The sequence below is a fragment of the Synechococcus sp. R70.1 genome, assembly GCF_047461675.1.
GTDB lineage: Bacteria > Cyanobacteriota > Cyanobacteriia > Thermostichales > Thermostichaceae > Thermostichus.
Genome location: NZ_JANSHR010000043.1, coordinates 6756 through 31579, shown reverse-complemented (window position 1 = coordinate 31579; position 24824 = coordinate 6756). Strand labels below are relative to the sequence as shown.

The 24824-nt window shown below is 60.3% G+C and carries 27 protein-coding genes; 14 read left to right on the top strand and 13 right to left on the bottom strand.

Features of this window, described 5'->3' with window-relative positions; genetic code table 11:
- Positions 1 to 78: 78 nt before the first annotated feature.
- Positions 79 to 1203 (bottom strand): 3-dehydroquinate synthase, encoded by a 1125-nt coding sequence (gene aroB / locus NW807_RS06475; protein WP_414425605.1) that lies wholly within the window; start codon positions 1201 to 1203, stop codon positions 79 to 81.
- A 167-nt stretch (positions 1204 to 1370) separates the two neighbouring features.
- On the opposite strand from aroB, the gene psbE reads away from it, so the two are divergent.
- The 6 genes from psbE to NW807_RS06445 all read left to right on the top strand — a co-directional run bounded on the left by psbE (position 1371) and on the right by NW807_RS06445 (position 3311).
- Positions 1371 to 1616, top strand: coding sequence for a cytochrome b559 subunit alpha (gene psbE / locus NW807_RS06470; RefSeq protein ID WP_414360519.1), 246 nt, complete (start codon positions 1371 to 1373; stop codon positions 1614 to 1616).
- 62 nt (positions 1617 to 1678) lie between these two features.
- Positions 1679 to 1828, top strand: coding sequence for a cytochrome b559 subunit beta (gene psbF, locus NW807_RS06465; RefSeq protein ID WP_414406122.1), 150 nt, complete (start codon positions 1679 to 1681; stop codon positions 1826 to 1828).
- A 6-nt stretch (positions 1829 to 1834) separates the two neighbouring features.
- On the top strand, positions 1835 to 1960 hold the full coding sequence (locus tag NW807_RS06460) for a photosystem II reaction center protein L (RefSeq protein WP_414395556.1): 126 nt from the start codon (positions 1835 to 1837) through the stop codon (positions 1958 to 1960).
- Between the two features lie 118 nt (positions 1961 to 2078).
- Positions 2079 to 2198 carry a photosystem II reaction center protein J gene (locus NW807_RS06455; protein WP_414395554.1) on the top strand — a complete coding sequence of 40 codons (120 nt, stop codon included), beginning with the start codon at positions 2079 to 2081 and terminating at the stop codon, positions 2196 to 2198.
- A 490-nt stretch (positions 2199 to 2688) separates the two neighbouring features.
- Positions 2689 to 3159: a photosystem I reaction center protein subunit XI gene (locus NW807_RS06450; RefSeq protein ID WP_414395552.1), complete on the top strand. Its 471-nt coding sequence runs from the start codon at positions 2689 to 2691 to the stop codon at positions 3157 to 3159.
- 38 nt (positions 3160 to 3197) lie between these two features.
- On the top strand, positions 3198 to 3311 hold the full coding sequence (locus NW807_RS06445; protein WP_414395550.1) for a photosystem I reaction center subunit VIII: 114 nt from the start codon (positions 3198 to 3200) through the stop codon (positions 3309 to 3311).
- A gap of 275 nt (positions 3312 to 3586) precedes the next feature.
- Here NW807_RS06445 and NW807_RS06440 read toward each other — a convergent pair whose 3' ends face one another.
- Genes NW807_RS06440 through NW807_RS06425 form a run of 4 tightly spaced genes read right to left on the bottom strand, consistent with a single transcriptional unit; the run spans position 3587 to position 6297 of the window.
- The gene (locus tag NW807_RS06440) at positions 3587 to 5152 is read right to left on the bottom strand and encodes an Hsp70 family protein (RefSeq protein WP_414425604.1); all 1566 of its coding nucleotides are present in this window, start codon (positions 5150 to 5152) and stop codon (positions 3587 to 3589) included.
- Positions 5152 to 5715, bottom strand: coding sequence for a helix-turn-helix domain-containing protein (locus NW807_RS06435; protein WP_414425603.1), 564 nt, complete (start codon positions 5713 to 5715; stop codon positions 5152 to 5154). Before NW807_RS06435 ends, NW807_RS06440 begins: the two co-directional genes overlap by 1 nt.
- A gap of 49 nt (positions 5716 to 5764) precedes the next feature.
- Positions 5765 to 5932 carry a hypothetical protein gene (locus NW807_RS06430; protein ID WP_414425602.1) on the bottom strand — a complete coding sequence of 56 codons (168 nt, stop codon included), beginning with the start codon at positions 5930 to 5932 and terminating at the stop codon, positions 5765 to 5767.
- A complete protein-coding gene (locus tag NW807_RS06425) occupies positions 5929 to 6297 on the bottom strand; it encodes a hypothetical protein (protein ID WP_414425601.1) in 369 nt (122 codons plus the stop codon). The genes NW807_RS06430 and NW807_RS06425 overlap by 4 nt, the downstream gene beginning before the upstream one ends.
- Positions 6298 to 6469: 172 nt before the next feature.
- Here NW807_RS06425 and trpB point away from each other — a divergent pair, with 172 nt between their 5' ends.
- From trpB to NW807_RS06385, 8 genes are all read left to right on the top strand, one after another.
- Complete coding sequence (trpB, locus tag NW807_RS06420) at positions 6470 to 7732, top strand: tryptophan synthase subunit beta (RefSeq protein WP_414425600.1); 1263 nt, start codon at positions 6470 to 6472, stop codon at positions 7730 to 7732.
- Positions 7733 to 7806: 74 nt separating this feature from the next.
- Positions 7807 to 8547, top strand: coding sequence for a pantothenate kinase (locus NW807_RS06415; protein ID WP_414425599.1), 741 nt, complete (start codon positions 7807 to 7809; stop codon positions 8545 to 8547).
- Between the two features lie 35 nt (positions 8548 to 8582).
- Positions 8583 to 9719, top strand: coding sequence for a chorismate synthase (gene aroC, locus NW807_RS06410; RefSeq protein ID WP_414425598.1), 1137 nt, complete (start codon positions 8583 to 8585; stop codon positions 9717 to 9719).
- A gap of 12 nt (positions 9720 to 9731) precedes the next feature.
- Positions 9732 to 11168: a DNA repair protein RadA gene (radA, locus tag NW807_RS06405; RefSeq protein WP_414425597.1), complete on the top strand. Its 1437-nt coding sequence runs from the start codon at positions 9732 to 9734 to the stop codon at positions 11166 to 11168.
- A 374-nt stretch (positions 11169 to 11542) separates the two neighbouring features.
- A complete protein-coding gene (gene plsX, locus NW807_RS06400; RefSeq protein WP_414420856.1) occupies positions 11543 to 12613 on the top strand; it encodes a phosphate acyltransferase PlsX in 1071 nt (356 codons plus the stop codon).
- Between the two features lie 5 nt (positions 12614 to 12618).
- Positions 12619 to 13626: a beta-ketoacyl-ACP synthase III gene (locus NW807_RS06395; RefSeq protein ID WP_414406130.1), complete on the top strand. Its 1008-nt coding sequence runs from the start codon at positions 12619 to 12621 to the stop codon at positions 13624 to 13626.
- Between the two features lie 17 nt (positions 13627 to 13643).
- Entirely contained in the window at positions 13644 to 14525 is an 882-nt protein-coding gene (gene fabD, locus NW807_RS06390; RefSeq protein WP_414411615.1) for an ACP S-malonyltransferase, read from the top strand.
- Between the two features lie 70 nt (positions 14526 to 14595).
- The gene (locus NW807_RS06385; protein WP_414425596.1) at positions 14596 to 16008 is read left to right on the top strand and encodes a phosphoglucomutase/phosphomannomutase family protein; all 1413 of its coding nucleotides are present in this window, start codon (positions 14596 to 14598) and stop codon (positions 16006 to 16008) included.
- Positions 16009 to 16049: 41 nt separating this feature from the next.
- Here NW807_RS06385 and NW807_RS06380 read toward each other — a convergent pair whose 3' ends face one another.
- The 8 genes from NW807_RS06380 to NW807_RS06345 all read right to left on the bottom strand — a co-directional run bounded on the left by NW807_RS06380 (position 16050) and on the right by NW807_RS06345 (position 24739).
- Positions 16050 to 16442: a VOC family protein gene (locus NW807_RS06380; protein WP_414406132.1), complete on the bottom strand. Its 393-nt coding sequence runs from the start codon at positions 16440 to 16442 to the stop codon at positions 16050 to 16052.
- A gap of 116 nt (positions 16443 to 16558) precedes the next feature.
- Positions 16559 to 17926, bottom strand: coding sequence for a phosphomethylpyrimidine synthase (gene thiC / locus NW807_RS06375; RefSeq protein ID WP_414395526.1), 1368 nt, complete (start codon positions 17924 to 17926; stop codon positions 16559 to 16561).
- 160 nt (positions 17927 to 18086) lie between these two features.
- Positions 18087 to 19415 carry a nitrate/sulfonate/bicarbonate ABC transporter ATP-binding protein gene (locus NW807_RS06370; RefSeq protein WP_414406133.1) on the bottom strand — a complete coding sequence of 443 codons (1329 nt, stop codon included), beginning with the start codon at positions 19413 to 19415 and terminating at the stop codon, positions 18087 to 18089.
- A gap of 7 nt (positions 19416 to 19422) precedes the next feature.
- A complete protein-coding gene (locus tag NW807_RS06365) occupies positions 19423 to 21150 on the bottom strand; it encodes an ABC transporter permease (protein ID WP_414406134.1) in 1728 nt (575 codons plus the stop codon).
- A 79-nt stretch (positions 21151 to 21229) separates the two neighbouring features.
- Positions 21230 to 22024 (bottom strand): precorrin-4 C(11)-methyltransferase, encoded by a 795-nt coding sequence (cobM, locus tag NW807_RS06360; RefSeq protein ID WP_414425595.1) that lies wholly within the window; start codon positions 22022 to 22024, stop codon positions 21230 to 21232.
- 46 nt (positions 22025 to 22070) lie between these two features.
- The gene (ispD, locus tag NW807_RS06355) at positions 22071 to 22778 is read right to left on the bottom strand and encodes a 2-C-methyl-D-erythritol 4-phosphate cytidylyltransferase (protein ID WP_414425594.1); all 708 of its coding nucleotides are present in this window, start codon (positions 22776 to 22778) and stop codon (positions 22071 to 22073) included.
- 96 nt (positions 22779 to 22874) lie between these two features.
- Positions 22875 to 24281: an ammonium transporter gene (locus tag NW807_RS06350; RefSeq protein WP_414425593.1), complete on the bottom strand. Its 1407-nt coding sequence runs from the start codon at positions 24279 to 24281 to the stop codon at positions 22875 to 22877.
- A gap of 119 nt (positions 24282 to 24400) precedes the next feature.
- Positions 24401 to 24739: a P-II family nitrogen regulator gene (locus NW807_RS06345; protein ID WP_414425592.1), complete on the bottom strand. Its 339-nt coding sequence runs from the start codon at positions 24737 to 24739 to the stop codon at positions 24401 to 24403.
- Positions 24740 to 24824 lie beyond the last annotated feature (85 nt).

Genomic DNA, 24824 nt, shown 5'->3' with positions numbered 1-24824 from the left:
CGTGGAAGCAGGAAGAAAGCGTCAACCTGGAGCAAAAGTCCGCTTTTGTCCAGCGTTGTATAAGTCTTTCAGAGCGGTTCAAGAGGTTTCCGTCATCGAAGCCAGAGCAGCCTGCACATCGGCTAGCTCAACTTGATCGGTCAGCTCCGCTTGGCCAATCCGGCGCGGCAAGACAAAGCGAATCCGTCCTTGTTTAACTTTTTTGTCGGCCTGCATAACCTGCAACACCGCCTCCCAAGGGATCCCGGCAGGCCAGTGGCTGGGCAGCCCTGCCCTCTCGATCAGGTGCCGCTGCCGTTCGGCTTCGGTGGCACTCCACCAGCCTAAGCGACGGGCAATCTCCCCGGCAGCTACCATGCCGATGGCAACAGCCTCCCCGTGTAGGTAGCGGCGGTAGCCGGTAACGGTTTCTAGGGCATGGCCAAGGGTATGGCCGTAGTTGAGGATGGCCCGCAAGCCCCCTTCGCGTTCGTCCTGCTGCACCACCCAGGCTTTGCACTCGGCACAGCGCCGCAGCAGATAGTGCAAGTCTGAGGGGGCAAAATCGGTGTAGCGGCCTAGCCTGGGCTGCTTTTCCAGAAACTCAAACAGGTCGGCGGCCTGGATGACACCGTACTTGATCACTTCGGCCAGGGCAGAGGTAAACTCCCGCCGGGGCAGGGTCTGCAACACCGTTGGATCCATCCACACCAGGCGCGGCTGGTAGAAGGCCCCAATGAGATTTTTCCCACCAGGATGGTTGACGCCGGTCTTGCCGCCAATGGCCGCATCCACCATGGCCAAAAGCGAAGTGGGCACCTGCACCCAAGGGATCCCGCGCAGCCAAGTGGCGGCGGCAAACCCAACCATATCCCCGATGACCCCGCCTCCCAGGGCAATAAGGGTGGAAGAGCGCTCCAGGCCAAAGCTCAAGGCGGCGTCGTAGATCCTGGCCACCGAGCGCAGGGTTTTGTAGCGCTCGCCAGCAGGCAAAAGAAAAAGATGGGCAGCAAATCCTGCTTGTTGCAGGCCCTGCATCAACTTTTCGGCAAAGTGCTTGGCAATGCCCGGATGGCTCACCACCAGCGCCTTGCCGGCAAGTCCTCTAGCTCGCATCTGCGATCCCAACTGGATGAGGTTGTGGCCCCTAGGGCCTTCTGGAGATTGGATGACGATGTCGTAGGAGCCGTGGGGAAGCTTGACAGGAATCAGACAGGGATCCATGGGCGGGGAATCCAGGGTGGCACGCTCTGTTACTTCACCTTCTCCCACCTGCAGGTTAGGACGGGATCCGGCTTTAACTTGTAGTTGTGCCTCGAAGTCCTTATGATTGAGGTATAGCCTCAAAAAGTTCAAGAAGCGCTTTTGCCCCTACCGCAGGGAGGAGTTTCATGGCTGGCAACACCGGAGAACGACCTTTTGTTGACATTATTACCAGTGTTCGCTACTGGGTCATTCACGCCCTGACCATTCCCGCCTTGTTTTTGGCAGGCTGGCTTTTTGTGAGCACGGGCCTAGCCTATGATATTTTTGGCACGCCGCGCCCCAATGAGTATTTCACCGCAGAGCGTCAGGAGTTGCCCATTGTAAGCGACCGCTTCAACGCTCTTGAGCAGCTGGAGAGGTTGACGCGCTAGAACGGGGTGAGGGCAGCAACTTCGCAACTGTTACAGTTTGTAAAAGAGGCAAGGTCTGAGCGATGGCAACTAAACCAGTTACTCAACCCAATGCTGACGAGCCTGTTTTTTACCCTGTTTTTACTGTCCGCTGGCTGGCAGTGCATACTTTGGCCATCCCAACTGTTTTCTTTCTGGGAGCCATTGCGGCAATGCAGTTTATTCAACGGTGAACCCCTATGGCTGATCAACCTGAAAAGAACCCTAATACCCAGCCGGTAGAGCTAAACCGCACCTCCCTATACCTGGGCTTGTTGTTGGTGTTTGTGCTTGGCTTGTTGTTTTCTAGCTACTTTCTCAACTGAGGCGAGGGTTATCCCTACTTCTAACAGCTGAGGAAGGACTGCAGGGATCAGTGCAAACCCGTTTTTGCTGGAAGCTAGGAGTGTAATCTCCTTTCGGTTCTTTTGGAGGCCAGTTGCTATGACCAGTCAAGCAAGGATCCCCCTGTGGATAGTGGCTGTGGTTGTTGGGTTGGGGGTGATTACGGTGGTTGGACTCTTCTTCTACGGCTCCTATACCGGTCTTGGATCGCCGGTGTAGTTTAGAGAAGTAGGGGAGGGCGAGGAGCAGTAATCCTCGCTCTGTCTCCTTCTACCTCGCGTGAAGGGGAAGAGTGGCCGTGCGGCGCAGCCCGCCGTCCTGTCTTATCTAGTGGGGTGGCACGGCGTCGTTAGATCAGAGCGCAAAGGTCAACCTTTGCGTACCTCTATTTTGGGGTGCCCCTTAGCTTGATTTATGGAGGGGAGGATCTCGCGCGGTAGGAGCCGTATTCTTTTGACCTAGCTGCACTTCAGCTAGGTTTTTTTACAGGATCCTAGAAACACCTGGGCAGCAGTGGTGCTGGGAAAAGCTATTTGCCTAGGAAAAAGTCAAGGACTGGGGAGGCGCAGGCAAAAACGGATCCCTTGACAAGGGTCTATATCTCTGTTAAGCGAGCATGAACTTTTTTAACGATCCGGACGGCGGCTGCTAGGAGGGGAGCTGAGGCCCCGTAGAATGAATCCCAAAATTCCAGGCAGGATCTTCGGACATGGATTACGTTCGCACCTTCAATGACGATCCCTGCGAGGGGCATCTTTCAACACCCATTAGCGATTCTCCTGTCACCCGTCTGTTTATCAACAATCTTGCCATTAACCGCCGCGGCCTCTCTCCTCTGCTGCGGGGGCTGGAGATTGGCTTAGCCCACGGCTACTTCCTGGTGGGGCCGGAGATTCTTCTAGGCCCGCTGCGCGATTATCCTGGAGCAGCCAATTTGGGCGGACTGGTTACGGCAATGGCCATTGTGCTGCTGGGAACCGCCTGTATGTCGGCCTATGGCAGCGTTACCTTTGGAAACAAGCCAGAAACGCCAGGAGCTAATCCTTTGTCCACAGCCCGCGGCTGGGGGGATCTGACAGCGGGGTTCTTCCTAGGGGGTATGGGTGGTGCCTTTGCTGCCTACTTCCTTTTGGAGAACTTTGCCGGGATCGATGCCATCTTCCGAGGATTGGTGAATTAGTTGTCAAGCTTGTCAAGGTACTGGAGGGGAGCAAGACTATGACCGGTTCTTACGCTGCCGCTTATCTTCCTTGGATTTTCATCCCCATTGTTGGTTGGCTGCTGCCGGCAGTAGCCATGGCTGTGCTCTTTCTGTACGTTGAGCGCGACTAACTCTAGTCTCGGTGGGTCTTGGAAGAGGGATCCCTTATCCAGGGATCCCTCCCTTTTTGGCAGGAGGGTGGACTTTGGCAAAACGGCTGTTTCACCATGGAAAAGTTGCTGCTGGTAGAAGGCCAAAAGCTAAAACTGGGTTCTCAACACCATCGTCCTAACCAAGCCAAAAAGCAAGGTTACAATACCCGTTTTCTGGGCGGCCTTGGCGGCGCTGGCGGTCCCACCGCTGGCTCACCAGGAAACCCAGGCAAGTCCGGGCCGGGTAGAATCCTCTAACTCAAGGTGGCTACGGGCTGGGCTTCTACCAAAGGCTGCTGAGTCTGCAAGTCGATAATGGTGGCTAGCAGGCGTCGCGAGGCGTCGATGGCAAATTCTACCCGCAGGCGGTCTTCCCCGACTCGCCCAGGGGGCTGCAGGCGGGCCAGGCAAGCTGGCTCAGTACCAGGGGTCAGGGATCGGAAATCGGTCTGCCGGGTAAGTTGGCGGCTGCTCATGCGCCCCAGCTCGTCGTAAACCACCTCGGCTTGGGCCACTTGGGCCACTTCCCCCACATCGAGGCGAATTTCGGTCTGGCCGTCGTTGGCCACCTGCAAGATCAAGGGCTCGGAGCGCCGGCAGGGGTAGGGGCTGCCCCGCTCGAACAAAGGGTAGTAGATATAGCTTTTTTGCAAGGGATCCCAGAGGCGGATGGCGTAGCTGTGGTGGAGGCGATCCTCCAGCTTCACCTGGCAGCCCACCTGCAGGGCGCCCAGGGCCACGGCATCGAAGGGGCGTTCGCAGCGGACTTTCTTTTTGCCGAAGTAGGAGCGGAGCAGCTCTTGGACTGCCGGCAGTTGGGAGCTCCCTCCCACCAGAAGCACTTGCTCAATTTGGCTTTTGGCCAACCCCCTTGCCTGGGCGGTGAGGAGGACATCGTCTAGGCACTGGCGGATTTGATCCAAGAGCTGGTGGGCTTCTAAAATCTCCTCCAGCGCCTGCCGATCCAAGCGCAGCTCATAGGCGGTCAGGGCCTCGTCGTCAAACCAACTGCTCACGGCCTCGGGCTGAGTGGAAAGGGCAATCTTGAGCTGCTCTGCCTGCTCCAAAAGCGTAATCCAGCTCAGGGCCCCAAGCTGCTGTCGGCTCAACCCCAGTTGCCCCAGCAGGTATTCGGCAATCCAGATGTCGATGTCCACCCCGCCTACGTAGGCATCGGCTTTGGCAATCACCTCCGCCTTGAGAACGGAGTTACCTGCCTGGGGGGCCAGGGTGCGCACTAGGCTGAGATCCAAGGTGCCGCCGCCGAAATCCACCACTAGCACCACGGATCCCGGCTGGCCGACCGCATAGCCCAGGGCAGCGGCAGTGGCCTCGTCCACGATTTGAATGGGATCCCAGCCACAGGCGCCGGCCACCCTCCGCAGCCAGTTCAAGTAGCGCTCAAAGGAGCCGACAGGGGCTGTAAACACCACCTGCTGCGGCTGCAGGCCCTCCTTCTGGACAGCTTCCATCACCGCCTGCAAAAAAGCCTGGGCCACCCTCTCAGCGTCGTAGCGCTCCCCATCCAGAACTCGCGGCGGAGGCACAAACTCTGCCACCAACTCCCGCTTGAAGCCCTGAAACAGCCGCTGCGGATCCACCGCTCCCCAACGACCGGCGCGCACAGTTTCCCCTACGAGGAGCTGGTTTTTGCCCTTCACATAGACCAAGCTGGGAATGGCCGAGTGGGCTTGCTCCTGCCGGGAAAGACCGGGAAAGCTGAGCAGGCGGGGCGCTGCTTGGACGGGATCCCAAACTGCCACCACCGTATTGCTGGTCCCAAAGTCAATGGCTAGCGTCGCTTTGGAGACAGGTGCCATCAGCTCAATCCTCCGGGCAGAGAGCGGCTGACTTTGGCAGGGCAGAGGATATAGTCTCCCCGGCGATAGCCAACAAAGCGGATGTAGACGGGATCCCCTGGCCGAATGCCCGGCTGATCCGGCTGGTGCAGTTGCGGGTCGAAGGGGACGGATTCAAGAGGGCTGCCGATGGGCTCATACCCCCAGTGCTGCAGCAGGGCATCCAAGGAGCGAAAGAGAGCCGTTACGTTTTGGGCCGGCCAATCGGGCTTGCGGCGGGCGATTTCGCGAACGGTGGGGTAGCTAGTAAGCAGCGGCTGCAGCAGGGAGAAGAGGACTTCCGGTGGTTCGGTGAATCCCATTTTGTCATGTCCGTTTAGGCGCAGCAGGGATCCCAAATCCCACTGCAGGGCGGCAGCCAGCTTTTGTAGTTGCTCCAGACGCAGGGATCCCCACTTCCCCTGGCGCACTTGATCGAGGGCACGGCGGCTGATCCCTGCCCGTGCTTGCAAGGCCCGCCATGAGAAGAGGCCAACGGCCCGCATGCGTTCCTGCAGCCAATTGTCCAGCGGTCTCTCGGCCATTGAATTTTGCCAGGGATCCCTACGATCATGCCGCAACTTGGGTTTGGGCTCAGGGATCCACAAGGCGCAGGGAACGGCTTATAGCTTCCACATCCCGGTCGTAGCGCTCGCGCCGGTTGGCCGGGTACACGAATTCAAAGCCGGCCTGCAGGGAAGGTCGGACAAGCTTTTTGAGGTAAAAAATCCGCTGACCGTCTGGTTCGTAGCCAGAGATCACAAAGAAATCCCGACCGGCAACTTGGTAGGTAACCCGGCGTCGGATGATCGGCTGCGGCGCAGCTCTTCTTGCAAGGCGCTGGCAGGCGTTGCTTGAAAGACGTTGTAGCCGCCCCAAGCGCGCAGCTCAGCTCCATCTTTCCCGATAAATACCTGGCCGTCGCTGTTGTCAGCTTCCCCTTGGGGGATAAAGTCTGCCGGGTAGTCGATGCGGTAGCCAAAGCGGGCATTGATGTAGGGTTGAAAACCTAACTGGGCTGAGATTCCATTTTCCAAGCTGAGCCCGGCAAGCAGACAGGCCAGGCACGCGGCAGATCTTCTTAACAAGGACTCCGTCCCGCTAACGCGATCGGTAGCCCTCTCCATACCCCTAAGTGTAGGCTGCTCTTGGAGAAGGCTGCGCCCAAAACCAAAATCCGAGGACTCCGGAAATCTTTTCCCTACAAAGAGGTCGGCCCATCTCCTTCCTGAGAGTTCTGTAGAATTGGGGAAGTTTATCTCCTATTGCCGGCTGCCAAACTCCTGCTAACCCTCTGCCATGACCCCGACTTCCCCAGCTACTGCTGCCCATCCTGCTGCTTTGGATCCCCTTGACCCGAGGGTGCGTCCGGATCCCCAGGGCCGGTTTGGGCCGTTTGGGGGCCGGTTTGTGCCGGAAACCCTGATGAGTGCCCTCACAGAGCTGGAGGAAGCCTTTGAGCGGCATTGGCAAGATCCCGACTTTCGCGCCGAGTTTCACAGCCTACTGCGGGACTTTGTCGGGCGGCCCAGTCCCCTTTACTTTGCCCAGCGGCTTACCGAGCACTACGGCGGCCCCCAGATCTACCTGAAGCGGGAGGATCTCAACCACACCGGCGCCCACAAGATCAACAACGCCCTTGGCCAAGTGCTGCTGGCGGTGCGCATGGGCAAGCGAAGGATCATTGCCGAGACTGGCGCTGGCCAGCATGGGGTGGCCACGGCAACGGTGTGTGCTCGTTTTGGGTTGGAATGCGTCATCTACATGGGGGCAGTGGACATGGAGCGGCAGGCCCCCAATGTGCAGCGGATGCGCCTGCTGGGCGCTGAGGTAAGGGGGGTCGAATCAGGCACAGCCACCCTCAAAGACGCCCTCTCCGAGGCCATCCGCGACTGGGTAACCAACGTGGAGACCACCCACTACGTCATTGGCACGGTGGCCGGACCCCACCCCTACCCGAAGCTGGTGCGGACCTTTCACGATATCATCGGCCAGGAGACGCGACAGCAGTGTCAAGAGAAATGGGGAGGCCTGCCGGACGTGCTGCTGGCCTGTGTGGGCGGCGGCTCCAATGCCCTGGGGTTGTTCAACGAGTTTGTTCAGGATCCCCAGGTGCGGCTTATCGGCATCGAGGCTGCCGGGGAGGGCTTGCACACCTCCCGCCATGCCGCGACCCTCAGCCGCGGTCGCATTGGGGTCTTGCACGGGGCCATGAGCTACCTGCTGCAAGATGAAGAGGGCCAGGTGCAGGAGGCCCATTCCATCAGCGCTGGCTTGGATTACCCCGGTGTGGGGCCGGAGCACAGCTACTTAAAGGAGATTGGGCGGGCTGAGTACTACGCAGTTACCGACGACGAGGCGGTGGAGGCGCTGCTATTGCTGTCGCGCCTGGAGGGAATCATCCCCGCCCTAGAGACGGCCCACGCCCTGGCCTACCTGAAGACCCTGGCCCCTCAACTTGGCCCCCAGCAGCGGGTAGTGGTCAATTGCTCTGGGCGGGGCGACAAAGATTTGAACGCCGTTTTCAAGTACTTGCAGCAGCGGGGGCGCAGCCTAGCCTAGGGTCTCGCCTAGAGGAACTCAAGGCGCCTACTGAAAATGGCAGCTTGCCGGGCAAATGGAAGCAGAGCCGTTGCATGAGTTCTAAGGCCCAAGCAGACTTGTGGCTAGCCGCCGTGCTGGGCAACACCCATGTGCGCTGGGGCTGGTTTGCCGGAGAGACCCTAATCAAAGTAGAGCAGTTTCCCACCCACCAGCCCTTGGCCTGGCCAGAAGAGACGGAGCTGTGGCTAGCTGCTGTCGGCTCTGCCCCTTTGCCGCCGAGATCTCCCTGGGTGCATTGCCTGGAGTTGTCGCAGGTGCCGCTGCGGGATCCCTACCCAGGCCTGGGGCTGGATCGGGCACTAGCTCTGTGGGCCGCTGGGATCCGCTACGGCTGGCCCTGTTTGGTCATCGACGCCGGCACTGCCCTGACCCTGACGGGAGCTGACCCTGAGGGATCCCTGGTGGGAGGGGCAATCCTGCCTGGCCTGGGGCTGCAGGCGCAAGCCCTAGCCGACCACACCGCCCGACTGCCCAAAGTGCAGTGGGATCCGGCAGATCCCTTGCCCCCCCGCTGGGCCAGGGACACCGTAGCCGCCATCCACAGCGGCATCCTTCATACGCTGCTAGCGGGATTGCGGGAGTTCCTCGCCGACTGGCGCCGCCGCTTTCCCCAAGGCCCGCTGCTGCTAACTGGCGGCGATGGCAAGCTGCTCTACCTCCACCTGCGCCCCCTCGACCCAGAGCTGCGCTGGGATCCTCACCTGGTGTTGTGGGGAATTGCCAGCTGCCGTCAGTTGCACCGCGCCGCCCAGCGGTTGCCTAGGGCAGAATAAAGCTATCAGCATAGGGGGATTTTCAACGGGATCCCATGGCCAACGGCAACACCTTCGGCGTCCTGTTTTCTGTCACCACCTACGGGGAGTCCCACGGTGGGGCGGTGGGGGTGGTGGTGGACGGCTGCCCACCGCGGCTGCCCCTGAGCGAGGCCGACATTCAGGCAGAGCTGGATCGGCGCCGTCCCGGCCAGAGCCACATCACAACTCCCCGCCAGGAAGCCGATCGCTGCGAGATCCTCTCTGGCGTTTTTCAGGGCTTTACCCTGGGCACGCCCATCCACATCCTGGTGCGCAACCAGGACGCCCGCCCCCAGGACTACAGCGAAATGGCCACCACCTTTCGCCCTTCCCATGCCGATGCCACCTACCAGGCCAAGTACGGCATCCGCAACTGGCAGGGGGGAGGACGGGCCTCAGCGCGGGAGACCATTGGCCGGGTGGCTGCCGGAGCCATTGCCAAGAAGATCCTGCGCCTGGCGGCAGGGGTGGAGATCCTGGCCTACGTGCAACGGGTCAAAGACGTGGAGGCCCAGGTGGATCCCAGCTCAGTAACAGCCGAACAGGTGGAAGCCAACATTGTCCGCTGCCCCGACCCACAAGCAGCGGCGGCCATGATCCAGAAAATTGAAGCAGCAGCACGGGAAGGGGATTCCCTGGGGGGAGTGGTGGAGTGCGTGGCCCGCCATGTGCCCCGCGGCCTGGGCTGCCCGGTGTTTGACAAATTGGAAGCCGACCTGGCCAAGGCGGTGATGTCGCTGCCCGCCAGCAAGGGGTTTGAGATTGGGTCGGGATTTGCCGGCACCTACCTGACCGGCAAGCAGCACAACGACGAGTTTTACATGACTCCCAGCGGCTGGCGCACCCGCAGCAACCGCTCCGGCGGCATCCAAGGGGGCATCAGCAATGGCGAAGACATCGTCCTCCGGGTGGCCTTCAAGCCCACTGCCACCATTCGCCAGCCCCAAAACACCGTTACCCTCGACGGCCGGGAGACTGTCTTGGCGGCGCGGGGACGCCACGATCCCTGTGTCTTGCCGCGGGCAGTGCCGATGGTGGAGGCGATGGTAGCCATAGTTCTCTGCGACCATCTGCTGCGCCACCACGCCCAGTGTGGATCCCTGGTCTTGCCGGAGGTGCCCCTTCCTGTTACCGCCGCTTCCCCGGGCTAGGAGTTGCCAGCCATGGCCAAGACCAAAACCGTCTGGGAGTGCAGCCAGTGCGGCGAGCGCTATCCTAGGTTTTTTGGCCGCTGCGACAACTGTGGCGCCTGGAACACGCTGACGGAGGTAGTCGTCACCCCCTCCCCCAAGTCTAGGCCCCTGCAGCGTCTTGTTCCCCCGCCTAGCCGCACCAACGGGATCCCCCAGTTAGCCCTCCCCATCTCCCAGGTGTGCTCGGATCGCCACCCTCGCCTTTCCTCTGGCTTTGGCGAGTTTGATCGGGTGCTGGGGGGCGGCATTGTGCCGGGATCCCTGGTGCTCATCGGCGGGGAGCCAGGCATTGGCAAGAGCACCCTCCTGCTGCAGACTGCTGCCCACCTGGCCAAAAGCAGAACCATCTTGTACGTATCGGGGGAGGAATCGGCCCAACAGATCAAGCTGCGCGCCGAGCGGCTGGGGGTAGAAAGCGAGCAGCTCTACCTCTTGGCCGAGACCGAGCTGGAGGCCATTGTGGCCGAGATCCAGGCCCTACAGCCGCAGGTGGCGATCATCGACAGCATTCAGGCCATCTTCTGGGGGCAGCTCAGCTCAGCCCCGGGATCTGTTTCCCAGGTGCGGGAATGCGCCGGCCTGTTGATGCGAGTGGCCAAGAAGCTGGGGGTGGCCCTGCTCATCGTTGGCCATGTAACCAAGGATGGATCCCTGGCCGGGCCCAAGGTGCTGGAGCACCTGGTGGATACAGTTTTGTACTTTGAGGGAGATCGCTTCCAGAGCCACCGCCTGCTGCGCGCCGTCAAAAATCGCTTTGGGGCAGCTCAGGAAATTGGCGTTTTCGAGATGACTGCCTCTGGCTTGGTGGAGGTGGGCAATCCCTCGCAGCTTTTTTTAAGCAGTCGGGATCAGGTTATGCCGGGAACAGCTACTATCGTTGCCTGGGAGGGCACTCGCCCCTTGGTGGTAGAGGTGCAAGCCCTAGTCAGCCCCACCAGCTACAGCTCCCCCCGCCGCACTGCTACGGGCATCGAGCTCAACCGCTTCCTGCAGATTTTGGCGGTGCTAGAAAAACGGGTGGGGATCCCGCTTTCCAAATACGATGCCTACATCGCCTCTGCCGGCGGCATCCAGGTGGCTGAGCCCGCTGCCGACTTGGGGGTGGCCGTGGCGGTGGCCGCTAGCTTCCGGGATCGCCAGGTGGATCCCTTCACGGTCTTGATTGGGGAGGTGGGGTTAGGGGGGCAGGTGCGCCCGGTGGCCCAGTTGGAGCAGCGCCTCAAGGAAGCGAGCAAGCTGGGCTTCCGCCACGCCCTCATCCCCAACAGCCCCGTCTTGGCCGATGCGGGCCTGCGCCTGAGCCGAGTGCAGCGGCTGCTGGAGGCTCTGCTGGTAGCTCTGCCTAGCTCCGAGTCCGAAGCCCCACCTTGCCTTGTTGCTGAAGCCAGCTATGGGAGAACGTCCTAGAATGGAGGTTTACGAACGGCAACCGGATCCCTGGGCAGGCGGGCACACTATTAGCGTTGGCGAGGGATCGAGCTATAGCGCTGGTAGCCCTGTTTCTCTTCGTGGTGGACCTCATCGTCTCCAGCGTGAACGCCTAGGCAGAGCGCTAGCTGCTCTTCCTAGGAAATCTGGCCAAGAGGCTCCGAGTTAGCAGCCTGTAGGTGACTGCCCTATCGCTGTAGGGGGCAAAGCCGCCCTGGGGCAGGTGGCCAGGGGGCAGGGCTTTGGATCCAGTTTTTTGGTAGAATTCGGTAGCCCCTTGCGGCTGACGGGATCTAGAGAGCGGCGATCCGCAAGGTCGGCTGACTAGAAGGGTTGCAGGGTGAGGTCAACTCGTGCGAATTGCGGTTGATGCCATGGGGGGCGACTACGCTCCCGCGGAGATTGTCAAGGGCGCCCTACTGGCCCAACAGCAGCTGCAGGTGGAGATTGCGCTGGTAGGTCGGCTAGAGGCCCTCGAGCCTTTTTTACCCCGGCCCCTGCCGCCTAAAGTTGCCCTCGTGCCTGCTGAGGAAGAGGTGGGCATGGCCGAAGAGCCTCTGGCGGTGCGCAGAAAGCCGAAAGCCTCCATCAACATTTGCATGCAGCAGGTGCGCGCTGGGCAGGCGGATGCAGTGGTGGCTGCCGGCAACACGGGTGCAGCAATGGCGGCCGCTTATCTCCACTTGGGTCGCTTGGCAGGGATTGACCGCCCAGCCATCGCCGCCCTTTTGCCTACCCTCAAGGGAAAGCCGGTGCTGTTGCTGGATGTGGGTGCCAACGTGGATTGCCGGCCCCGCTTTTTGGAACAGTTTGCCCGCATGGGATCCCTCTACTGCCAGTGCGTCCTGGGGATTGAGAAGCCGCGGGTCGGCCTGCTCAACATCGGCGAGGAACCCAACAAGGGCAACGATCTAGCCCTAGCCACCCACCAGCGCCTGGCCCAGTTGCCAGGGATCCACTTTGCCGGCAATGCGGAGGGGCGAGACGTGTTGACCGGGGACTTTGACGTGGTGGTCTGCGACGGCTTTGTCGGCAACGCCCTGCTCAAGTTTGCTGAGAGCGTCGGCCAGGTGATCACTCAGGTGCTGCGGGAAGAGCTGCCCCGGGGCTGGCGCGGCAAGCTGGGTTGCTGGCTGCTCCAGCCTAACCTCCAGCAGGTAAAGCGGCGCATGGACTACGTGGAGTATGGGGGCGCCTTGCTGCTGGGGGTTAACGGCATCTGCGTCATTACCCACGGCAGCTCCAAGGCGCCAATGGTGTACCACGCCATTCGTCTAGCCAAAGAGGCGGCAGAGCAGAAAGTCTTGCAGCGACTGCAGGCGGAAATGGTTGACCCTCGCGAACCTGAAGCCAGCACCGAGCAGCGCCCTGGGAACACCTCCGGTCCCTTGCCGTTGGGATCCCTGGAGCGAGGGGAAGGGTAGGGCCCATGCCCAACAACCGCCTCCCCAGCGTACACCTTGTGGGGGTAGGGGCTGCTCTTCCGGATCCCTGCCTGAGCAACGATGACCTGAGCCGGATTGTTGCCACTTCTGACGAGTGGATTTGGCCTCGCACCGGCATTCGCCAGCGGCGCATTCTGCCCCCGGAGCTGAGTGTAGTGGATCTGGCGGCCCAGGCGGCAAGAGCTGCTCTGGATCAAGCTGGGATCCTGCCGCAGGAGCTCGACTTACTTCTGCTAGCCACTTCCACCGCTGTCGATCGCTTTGGCTCGGCCCCGCGGGTGCAGGCAGCCCTGGGGGCAAGTCGGGCAGTGGCCTTTGACCTAACGGCAGCTTGTACGGGGTTTGTGTTTGCGGTGGCCACGGCGGCCCAGTTTCTGCAAACTGGGCTGTACCGGCGGGCGCTGGTGGTGGCAGCCGATGTGCTCTCTCGCGCCGTCGACTGGACAGACCGCGCCACCTGCGTTTTGTTTGGGGATGGAGCAGGGGCAGTGGTGCTGGAAGCGGGAGAGGTGGGAGCCGATGGGATCCTCAGCATTGAGCTGCGCAGCGATGGCAAGGGCAGCGAGCTACTTAGCTTGGCCATGGCCACCGAAGCTAAGCCCCTGGTGGGATCCCTGCGGGTGGGGCAGTACCGCTGTTGCCCCATCGTCATGAACGGCCGCGAGGTCTATAAGTTTGCCGTCCAGGCGGTGCCAGAGGTTATCGAGAAAGCCCTCCTTCAGGCTGGGATTCCAGCCGAGGCAGTCCAGGGCTACTTCATCCACCAGGCCAACCAGCGCATCCTCGATGCCGTGGCCAAGCGCTTGCAGCTGCAGACCCAGCAGGTGGCCAGCGTCCTGGAGCGCTACGGCAACACCTCCGGCGCCTCGATCCCCATTGCTCTAGCCGAATGGATTGGTCAAGGGCGGTTTGGTCCTGGGGATCTGGGGGTGATGGCAGGCTTTGGCGCCGGCCTCACCTGGGGAGCCATTGTCTTTCGCTGGGGCCGATGAGCTCGGGAGGGGTGGTGATGACCATTGCCTGGATCTATCCTGGTCAGGGATCCCAAGTGGTGGGCATGGGAAGGGATCTCCAAGACTGGCCAGGAGCTGCCCAGAAGTTGGCTTTGGCGCGGGAGGTGCTGGGGTGGGATCCCTTGGCCCTTTCCGAAGAGCAGATCCACCAGACCCGCTATACGCAGCCGGCCTTGTTTACCGTGTCGGCCCTCTTGAGCGACTACCTCTATGCCCAGGGCCAGACGCCTGGCTGCACTGCTGGCCACAGCCTGGGGGAGTACAGTGCCCTCTATGCCGCCGGAGTGTTTGATTTTGAAACCGGCCTGCGGCTGGTGAGCCTACGAGGCCAACTGATGGAGCGGGCAGGGGATCCCCCTGGCAGCATGGCAGCGGTGATTGGGTTTGATCGCACCAAGCTGGAGCACCTCTGCCAGATGACCCCCAACGTTACCATTGCCAACGACAACAGCCCGGAGCAGGTGGTAATCAGCGGCTCGGTGGAGGGGGTGCAGGCTGTCTGTGAGCAGTTGCAGGCCAAGCGCACCGTTCCCCTCAAAGTCAGCGGCGCCTTCCACTCCCCTTTTATGCAGGCAGCAGCAGAAAAGTTTGCCCACCGGTTGCGGGAAGTCGAGTTTCAGACACCCCGGGTGCCGGTCTATAGCAATTGCACCGCCACGGCCAGCCGCGATCCCCAGGCCCTCAAACAGGCGCTGCTGGCCCAGATGACAGCCCCTGTGCGGTGGCGAGAAACGGTGCTGCAGATGGCTGCCGACGGCGTTCAAGAGGTGTGGGAAATTGGCCCTGGCAACGTGCTGACGGGCCTGGTGAAGCGGACAGCGCCCAGCTTGCGACGGCGCAACATCAGCAGCCTCAGCGACTACCCAGCGGGCAGCTAGAGCCCAAAGCGTTGGGATAGAGGCGGCTACTTCCGTGCTATGTGTAGTCGAGGGGGACTTGGGGGCAACCATGGCGGCCAACTCCATTCGCTTTGGCACCGACGGCTGGCGAGCAGTCATTGCCGAGGGCTTTACGTTTCAGAACTTGGCCCTTGCCGCCCAAGCCAGCGCCCAGGTGTTGGCCCGCACCTATCCTGGCGAAGGGATCCTCATTGGCTACGACAACCGTTTTCTCTCTGAACGCTTTGCGGCCCACGCAGCTGAGGTGGTGGCTCGACTGGGGATCCCCGTCTACCTCTCCGCCTGTGCGGCCCCAACGCCGGCCTTTAGTTGGGGAGCCAAAGAGCAGGGCTGCCATGGCGCCTTGGTGATTACCGCCAGCCACAACCCACCCCACTATTCCGGCCTTAAGGTCAAAGGTGGCTTTGGCGGCTCTGTGCCCCCGGAGGTCACCGCTGCCATTGAGCAGGAGCTGGGCAGCCTGCAGCCCCTGGGATCCACCCGCGCTCCTATTCACACCTGGGATCCCTGGCCCGGCTACCTGGCTCAGCTTAGTCGCTTTGTGGATCTAGAAAAGCTTAGAAGCTCCCCAGCCAAGATCTGGGTGGATGTCATGTTTGGTTCCGGCGCCGGTGGCCTCAAGCGGCTGTTGGGGGAGAAGGTGATTGAATTGCAGGCGCGGCGGGATCCCTTGTTTGGCGGAGTCTCACCGGAGCCGCTGCCGCAAAACCTGCAGGCTTCTGCCCAGCTCATTGCCGCCGATCCTGCCCCCTTGAAAATCGGCTTGGTCTTCGATGGCGACGCCGACCGCATTGCTGCCCTCGACGGACAAGGCCATTTTCTCAGCCCCCAGGTGCTCATCCCCATCCTCATCGACCACTTGGCGGGGCGGCGCGGGCTGCGGGGGGAAGTCGTCAAAACCCTCAGTGGCTCGGAGCTGTTTGTCAAGGTGGCCGGGCGCTATGGCCTGCCGGTTACGGAAACACCCGTGGGCTTCAAGTACATTGCCGAGCGCATGCTGAGCACCCAGGTGTTGCTGGGGGGAGAGGAATCGGGTGGCATTGGCTACCTGGGTCACATCCCCGAGCGGGATGCCCTGCTTTCGGCGCTGTACTTGATCGAAGCCGTTACCGAAACCGGGCAAGACCTGAGCGCCCTCTACAGAGCTTTGCAGGAACGAGAGGGGTTTAGCTCGGTTTACCAGCGCCGCGACCTGCCCCTAGGGGATCAAAGTCAACAAACCCAGCTATTCCAACGGCTGCAGAGGGATCCCCCGTCTGAGATTTTGGGACAGAAGGTGATCAAGCATTTCGACAAAGACGGCCACAAGTTTACGCTTGCCGACGGCAGTTGGGTGATGATCCGCGGCAGCGGCACTGAGCCTCTGCTGCGGCTGTATGCGGAAGCCCAAACCGCGGAAGCAGTGAACCATCTTTTGGATTGGGCGGCTGGGCTGCTCAGCAAAAAGGTGGGAGAAAACTGAGGCCTCCCACCATCTCTACTTCCAGAGTTTGCGCCACCGTTTCAAGCAGTTGCTTCCGTTGTCTTGGCCTTGGCTCGGTCAAAAGTGCCTGGCGGCTCGTAGACAAATTCAAACAGGTTGCCATCGGGATCCTTGCCATAGAAGGAGGCGGTGCCATCTCGGTGGGTGTGGATCTCGCCCACCGGGATCCCCTGGGATTGCAGGCGCCGATGGTGCTCCTCCAGCTCCTCCCTAGTGCTGAAGACAAAGCCAAAGTGGGGCCCTGCCGCCCGGTAGCCTGGACCCAACAGCGCCAGCCCGTCGTCCCCAGCTTTCATGTAGGCCCAGTCGGGATCCTTCCAGACATTGACCATCCCCAACTTTTCGTAGAACTCTACCGCTTTGGAGACGTCTCCGACACGGATGGCAACATGTCCCAGTTGCCTAAGTGCCATATCCTCCTCCTTGCTCAATCCCTATAGCCCAGCATAGCCTGCGCAGGGGATCCCCTTCCCCCCCAGGAACGGGGAACTTTGTGTGATACAGAGCTAACCTTGCAGACAACCGGCGCTTATCCCATTGGCTGCTTGGCCAAGAAGCGCTCTAGTTCGTCTAAGGCCTCTGCATCCATCTTGGTTTGCATGGGGCAGAACTTAGGCCCGCACATCGAGCAAAACTCTGCCGTTTTGTAGATATCTGCCGGCAAGGTCTCGTCGTGGTATTCGCGAGCTCGCTCTGGATCTAGGGACAACTCAAATTGTCGATTCCAATCAAAGTTATAGCGGGCTCTAGCCATCTCATCGTCGCGATCCCTGGCCCCAGGCCGATGGCGGGCAATATCCGCAGCATGAGCAGCAATTTTGTAGGCAATGAGGCCATTGCGCACGTCCTCTGCATTGGGTAAACCCAAGTGTTCTTTGGGGGTGACGTAGCAAAGCATTGCCGCCCCATACCAACCGGCCAAGGCCGCCCCAATAGCAGAGCTGATGTGGTCGTAGCCGGCAGCAATATCAGTAACCAAAGGTCCCAAGACGTAGAAGGGAGCCTCGTCGCATTCCTCCATTTGCTTGCGCACGTTAAACTCAATTTGATCCATCGGCACGTGCCCTGGCCCTTCCACCATCACCTGCACATCGTGCTCCCAGGCCATGCGGGTCAACTGGCCCAGGGTTTTTAGCTCGGCCATCTGGGCCTCGTCAGAGGCATCGTGCAAGCATCCTGGTCGCAAGGCATCGCCCAGGCTAAAGGAAACGTCGTATTTCTTGAAGATCTCGATGATGTCGCGGAAGCGGGTATAAAGCGGATTTTGCTTGTGGTGGACCAACATCCAACGGGCTAGGATCCCGCCGCCGCGAGAAACAATGCCCGTTAGCCGGTTGCGCACCAGCGGCAAATGTTGAATGAGGATCCCAGCATGGATGGTCATGTAGTCCACCCCTTGCTGAGCCTGCTTTTCGATAATGTGCAAAATATCCTCTTCTGAAAGCTTTTCGACATTGCCATGGACGCTTTCTAGAGCTTGGTAGATAGGTACCGTGCCGACAGGAATTGGCGAGGCTTGGATAATGGCCGTGCGAATTTCATCCAAATTGCCGCCGCCGGTAGACAGATCCATAACCGTGTCGGCGCCGTATTTGATGGCCAACTTTAGCTTTTCCAGTTCCTCAGCCAAGCTGGAAGAGGTGGGGGAAGCGCCGATGTTGACGTTGACTTTGCAGCGGGAAGCAATCCCAATGCACATCGGCTCGAGGTTGGTGTGGTTGATGTTGGCGGGGATGATCATGCGACCCCGAGCTACTTCCGAGCGGATGAGTTCCGGGGGCAGCTGCTCCCGGCGAGCCACATACTCCATCTCTTCGGTAATGATGCCCTGGCGGGCATAGTGCATCTGAGTAACGTTTGCTTGCCCACGACGGCGGGCCACCCATTCGCTGCGCATGGCCTAACTCCGGTGCTTGCTTGCCTACGCTGGTAAGAATCAGATCAGGTTCTGAGGAGGGGAGCCCCCAGATACCTCTAGCGTGCTGTGATCCTATCACCGAATTTTGGGACTTTCCGAAATCTAACAAAGGCTCAGAGGGAGCGTTGAGACCAACGGGCTATTGCGCAGAGGAACTCTCGCCTGGCTCCGGCAGGTAGAGTCGGTCTTCTGAGGCATCGTATTCAAAGAGCTCTGCATAGCGGCCCCAGTCAATGGCAGTGGCAAACTGCCGCTCGGCCTCTTCATGCGGGAAATGCTCGTCCCAGAGATCCAAGAAGAAGTCCGCCCGCATGGAGCGGCTGTTTTTTTCTTCCAGAGTCTGCAGGATGCTGCGGAACACGGGCACCCGTGCCAGTAGCTGTTGCCGGAAGAGATCCTTGCTGCGCAGGATGGTGGTGTTGGCAAAGTCTTGGCCAATCTCGGTGAGTTGGACCACCCTGCCGGTTACCTCGGCAAAGCCCAACAGCACTGCTGCATCCAGAATCGGCAGCAGGTCGTCTACGGCCAGTTGCAGCCGTTCAGCCAGCTCGGCAATTTCCACCCGTGCCTGCGGCCATTCCACAATGAGCTCCAGCAGACCGCTGATGCCGCCCACCCGCGCGTGGGGTAGAGGCAAGGCGTAGGGGGAGGGGGCCCTGGGGACAGCCACCTCACTGGTTACCGGGATCTCCGGATTGGTCATGATCTCGTAGATGTAGTCCACCAGGGACTTAAATCGGGGATCCGTACGTTCATGGGGTCGCGGCAGGTCGATTTTCACCTCTCCCCGGATCCGCCCTGGTTTGGAGCCCAGGATCACTACCCGATCCGCCAAAAACACCGCCTCTTCGATGTTGTGGGTCACGATGAGAATGCTCTGGGAAGGGAAGGCGTGGGTGTTCCACAGCTCGTCGATCTCCCCCCGCAGGTTCTCCGCTGTCAGCACGTCCAGGGCGCTGAAGGGCTCGTCCATGAAAAGCACCTTCGGCTCCAAGACAAAGGCGCGGGCAAAGCCCACTCGCTGCTTCATGCCCCCCGAGAGTTCCTTGGGGTAGGCATTCTCAAATCCATCCAGCCCCACCAGGTCGATGGCCTTGAGAGCCTTTTGCCGCCGGATCTCGCGCGGGATCCCTTGCGCTTTTAGCCCCAGCTCCACATTTTCTTGTACTGTCAGCCACGGCAGAAGGGCAAAGCTTTGAAACACCATGGCCACGTCGGGGTTGGGGCCGCGCAGGGGTCGGCCATTGCTCCACACCTGCCCTTGGCTAGGGGGGATCAAGCCTGCCATGATGCGCAGCAGGGTACTCTTGCCGCTGCCGCTGCGCCCCAGCAGAGCCAAGACTTCCCCTGCCCGCACCTCCAAATCAATCTGGCTTAAGACTGTAAACTCTCCCTTGCCCTCGGGCAAAGGAAAGCGCTTGTAGACGTTCTCAACCTTAATCAAAACAGGAGAAGTTGCCGAGCTCATAGAAAGACTAAAGGTGATATTTTTCCTCTGCCAATTGATACAACCGCCGCCAGAAGAGGCGATTGATGCCTACCACAAACAGACTCATCATGCCAATGCCCAAGGTAATGCGGGGCCAATCTCCCCCTGCGGTTGCTTCGGCAATGTAGGTGCCTAGGCCCGTAGCTTTTAGAGTTGTCGCTCCCCAGGTTACAATCTCGGAGACAATGCTGGCATTCCAAGCACCGCCGCTAGCTGTTATTCCTCCAGTGACCCAGGCGGGGAAGATCCCTGGGATGATCAGCTTTTGCCAGAGCTTCCATCCCCGCAGACCCAAATTCATAGCCATTTCTCGCAAATCGGTGGGGATGCTCTGGGCGCCGGCAATGGAGTTGAAGAGAATGTACCACTGCGCTCCCAGAGACATCAGCAAAATGCTGCCCCACTCAATGCTGATCTGGGCGCGGATGAAAAGCAATGTGGCAAAGGGAAAAAGAAAATTGGCCGGAAAAGCTGCTAGAAACTGCACCACTGGCTGCAGCAGCTTCGCTAGGCGTGGATTAAAGCCAATGGCCACCCCAATTGGCGTCCAGACCACAGTGGCTAAAGCCAAGAGCACGCTAACCCGCAGCAGCGTGAGGATCCCCAGGCCAAAGACTAGCATCACCTCCCCAAAGCCGACGGTGGTGGATACGAAATAGACAATCCAAACCCCAAGGCCGCCAATAGCCAACCAGGAGAGCCGGGTCAATAGCTGCTCACGGCGCCGCTCAGCCTCGGGGCTGAGGGGATCTCCCCAGCGGGGGCGGGTCAGGTAGGCCAACAGCCGATCCACCCCCTCTGCCAAAGGGGAAAACCCCCTGCCAATGAGCCGCGGGATCCGGGCGGTGGTGAGCAGATCATACAGCCAGGACTCCGGCACAGCCGCCCCAGCGCTCTGTTCCAGGCGAAACTTGTCTGACCAAGCAACCAGAGGCCGCCAGAAGAGCTGATCCACCAGCAGGATCACCACTGCCATGGTTAGGATCGCCCACCCCAGCTTGGGCAAGTCCTCGGCTTGAATGGCGGCTTCCACGTAGGATCCCAGGCCCGGCAGCGTATACTCCTGGTTGAGCACGCTAATGGCCTCGCTAGCGGCCACAAAGAACCACCCCCCGCCAAAGCTCATCATGGCGTTCCAGATGAGACCGACCATTGCCGCCGGCAGCTCCAACTGGGTAAAGCGCTGCCAGCCTGAGAGGCGATACAGGGTAGCAGCTTCCACGAGCTCTTGCGGCAAAGTGCGCAGGGACTGGTAGAAGGAAAAGGTCATGTTCCAGACCTGGCTGGTGAAGATGGCAAAGATAGAAGCCGCCTCCAGTCCCAGCAAGCTGCCAGGAAAAAGGGCAATGAAGCCAGTGACAGTAATGGAGAGGAACCCCAACACCGGCACTGACTGCAGGATGTCTAGCAAGGGGATCAAAATTCGCTCTGCCCAGCGACTTTTCGCAGCCACATACCCGTAGATCAGGGTGAAAAGAGTGGAGAAGGCGAGGGCAATGAACATGCGCAAGGTGGAGCGGGCGGCATAGTAGGGCAGCTTGCGCGGATCCAAGTCGATTCGGGGCACCACGGCTGGCGGCTGAAACTGCTCAAAAGCCCCTGCCCCCACCTGGGCCACTACCGCCAGGAGAACCAACGTGCCGAGAATGATGGCTCCATCGGCAGCCCCTGCTGGCAGCCGTCGAAGCACCTCCGGCGAAGGAAAAGTCCGCATCTCCCTCGAGGCAGCCTACGCCCGCACCCAGTGTACACCTTCCCGCCTAGCCAGAGCGGGAAGCTACCTGACTGGGAGTCTAGTGGCGAAGCTTGGGGCGGAAGAGGTGGGCGTGGTCAGGGCTGTAGAGCCGCGAGCGAGCCAAGCCACCTCCTGCCAGACCCCGCAGCACTGGGCTGATGAGATAGAGCACCGTGCGCTCTAGGCCAGCTTGCCGGCTAAGGGCAGCCATCTCCGCCAGGGATCCCAGCCAGATCTGCTCGTCCGGCCACCCCAAACGGTAGCAAATGGCAACGGGGGTATCGGCGGGATAGTGGGCTAGGAGATCCGCCTGGGCCCGTTCCACGTGGCGGGCGCTCAGGTACAGACACAAAGAGGCGCGGTGAGCCGCTAGACTGGCTAAAGCTTCTGCTTCCGGCACGCGCGTTCGACCGCTGGCACGGGTGAGGATGATGGTCTGCACCACTTCCGGCACCGTCAGCTCTACCCCTAAACGAGCCGCTGCTAGCTGAAAGGCGCTCACCCCTGGCACGATCTCAAAGGGGATCCCTGCCTCAGCCAACCGAACCAGCAGCTCGTGTAGAGCGCCGTAAAGACAGGGATCCCCATCCTGCAGCCGCACCACCCGCAGCCCTGCCTTGACCCGTTCCACAATTTGCGGCAGCAACGTCTCTAGGGTAAGGGAGCGCGTGTCGATGGCCTCAACCCCAGGGCGACAGTGGGCCAGCATTCCCTCTGGCACCAAAGATCCGGCGTAGAAGACTACATCTGCTTGCGAGAGGACTCTCTGGCCGCGCAGGGTTATGAGCTCTGGATCCCCGGGGCCAGCGCCAACAATGTGGACAGGCCAGTAGGGCGAAGGTGACTTGGGCATTGACTCTCTTTCTTTACTCTCGCAGCGTGCCTCCTAACAGTAGGAGCTAGGGGGCTGGGACGAGACGCTGCTGGAGGATTTGGGCTGCCAGCAGCATATCCAAGGGAGTGGTCAGCTTGAGATTGGACTCCTCCCCTTCCACGATGTAAACCGGCCAACCCAGCTTCTCGAATAGAGCCGCATCATCAGTTACCTGCCAACCTTGGGCCAGGGCCTCCCGATGGGCTTGCCACAGCAACGGCAGGCGAAAGCCCTGGGGCGTTTGCGCTGCCCACAGTCGGCTGCGCTCTGGCGTCGCTTGGATTCGGATCCCCTTTGGGCCACTCTCGGTCACTTTAATCGTGTCTTTGACAGGGATCGCCGCAACCAAGCCATCCACTTGCTGTAGGGCAGCGCTGCAGCGATCAAAGAGCGCCGGCGTAGCCAGGCAGCGGGCCCCATCGTGGATCAGCACCCGTTCTACCGTTCCCAGGCTATAGAGATACTCAACTCCCCTGTAAACCGACTCCTGCCGCGTGGATCCTCCCACCAGCAGCTGTACTGGCTTGGCCGGAGCAACTGCCGCTACGATGGCCTCGATGGCTGGCCAGTCGTGGGGCTGGCAGAGAATGCCAATCCACTCAATGGAGCAGGCCCGAGCTGCAGCTTCCAGCGTCCAAGCCAAAATCGGCCGGCCCAAAAGCGGCAACAGCAGCTTGTTGACTGTCGCCCCCATCCGCTTGCCACTGCCGGCCGCCGGGATCAAGAGGTGCATGAAGCTGCAAGAACATCCAGCCGCTTTCCAGTTTAAAGTAAGGGGGGCCGCTTGGCCCCCTTCAGGATTGCCGGCACAGCAACCCTCGGCCCCGCCTCAAGACTGCTCCAAATTGGCTGCAGCGCTGACAAAATCCGGGTAGGCCACGTTGCCGTGCTCGCCCACATCCAAGCCGGCCAGCTCCTCTTCGGCACTGGTGCGCAGGCCAACGGTTGCCTTGAGGATCAAAAACAGGATCAAGCAGGTGATAAAGGGCCAGAAGAAATAGGCTAGAGCCCCCACGACCTGCACCCCAAATTGCGCCCAGGTCACTCCTGACTCGGCGTGGGCAAACCAAGGGATCCCGGCTGCCAAGAGTCCCCAAATGCCGCAGGTACCGTGTACTGAAATGGCGCCCACCGGGTCGTCAACCTTCAGCACCGTATCCAAAATCACCACCGAGATCACCACCAGGATCCCGGCCACCGAGCCGATGATCAGAGCCCCTACAGGATGGACGGTATTGCACGGGGCGGTGATCCCTACCAAGCCGGCCAGTACCCCGTTAGCGGCAAAGGTCATGTCTGGCTTGCCAAAATGCACCCAGCAGGTGATCATCGCGCCAATGGCTCCTGCCGAAGCTGCCAGCAGCGTGTTCATAGCGATCCAGCCAACATCAGGGCTGGCAGCAGTGGTCGAGCCAGCGTTGAATCCAATCCAACCCAAGGTGAGGATGAACACCCCAAGCATCCCCAGGGGCAGGTTGTGTCCAGGAATTGCCCGCGGCTCCCCGTCAGGGCCATACTTGCCAATGCGAGGGCCAACCACCATCGCCCCGGCCAAGGCAGAAGCACCTCCCACCAGGTGCACCACCCCTGACCCGGCAAAGTCGATGAAGCCCAGATTTTCCAGCCAGCCGCTGCTGCCGCCGTTGTAGTCGCCGAACAGGCCATTCCAGGCCCAGCTCCCCGAGATGGGGTAGATCAGCCCAGAGATGACGACAGAGTAGATGAGGTAGGCCACGAACTTGGTGCGCTCCGCCATGGCCCCGGAAACGATGGTGGCAGCGGTGGCGGCAAAGACCATCTGAAAGACGAAGAACGTAAAAGGCCAGTCCCCTGCTTCGTGGGCTTGCTGCCAGCTAAAAGCAAACCAGCTCGTGCCGACGAAGCCGCCACTCTGGCCAAACATCAGGCCAAACCCAATGACCCAAAAGGCGCAGCAGCCCATGCAGAAGTCCATTAGGTTTTTCATCATGAGGTTGGCAGCATTTTTGGAGCGGGTAAAGCCCGTCTCCACCATGGCAAAGCCAGCTTGCATGAAGAACACTAAGGCTGCCGCCACCAGTGTCCAGATGGTGTCGGCGTTTTTCTGGACAGCTTCGGCATCCTGAGCGAAGGCGCTCTCCTGACCAAGTAGAAAAACCAGGGAAATCGTCAGCGCAGCAGCTAAGCCCCACTGGGCTGGTCGCCAGAGCCGCTGCACTCCTTGGCCTTTGAGCCTTTGGATCATCATTGTAGACATGTTTTTCGACTCACCTAGCGAGACGGTACTTTTGGCAACGCCATTACAACAAAAAGATACGCCCTGCCACCTCCCAAGCCAAGATGAGGCTGAGGTGAGAGACTGCAAAAACAGCTCCTTCACAGGGCGTCTTGGTTCAGTTCACCGGTGCGGATGCGGATGGTTTTCTCGACGGGGCTGATGAAAATCTTGCCGTCCCCAATTTCGCCCGTGCGAGCTGCTGCAATTAGCTTCTCCACCACCGTATCCACCAGGTCATCCTCGACCACGATCTCCACCTTTAGCTTCTGCAGGAACTCGACGGTGTACTCGGATCCCCGATAGCGCTCAGTCTGTCCTCTCTGCCGACCAAACCCCCGCACCTCGGTTACGGTCATGCCGACAATTCCGGCATTAACCAGGGCTACCTTCACCTCATCAAGCTTGAAGGGCCGAATGATAGCTTCAATCTTCTTCATTTGCTTTCTCTGCCCCAGATAGCTCGGCTCACTTTTAGCATCGCTATCCCCCGCAAGTTGTAACTTCAGATACAGTCTTGTGACG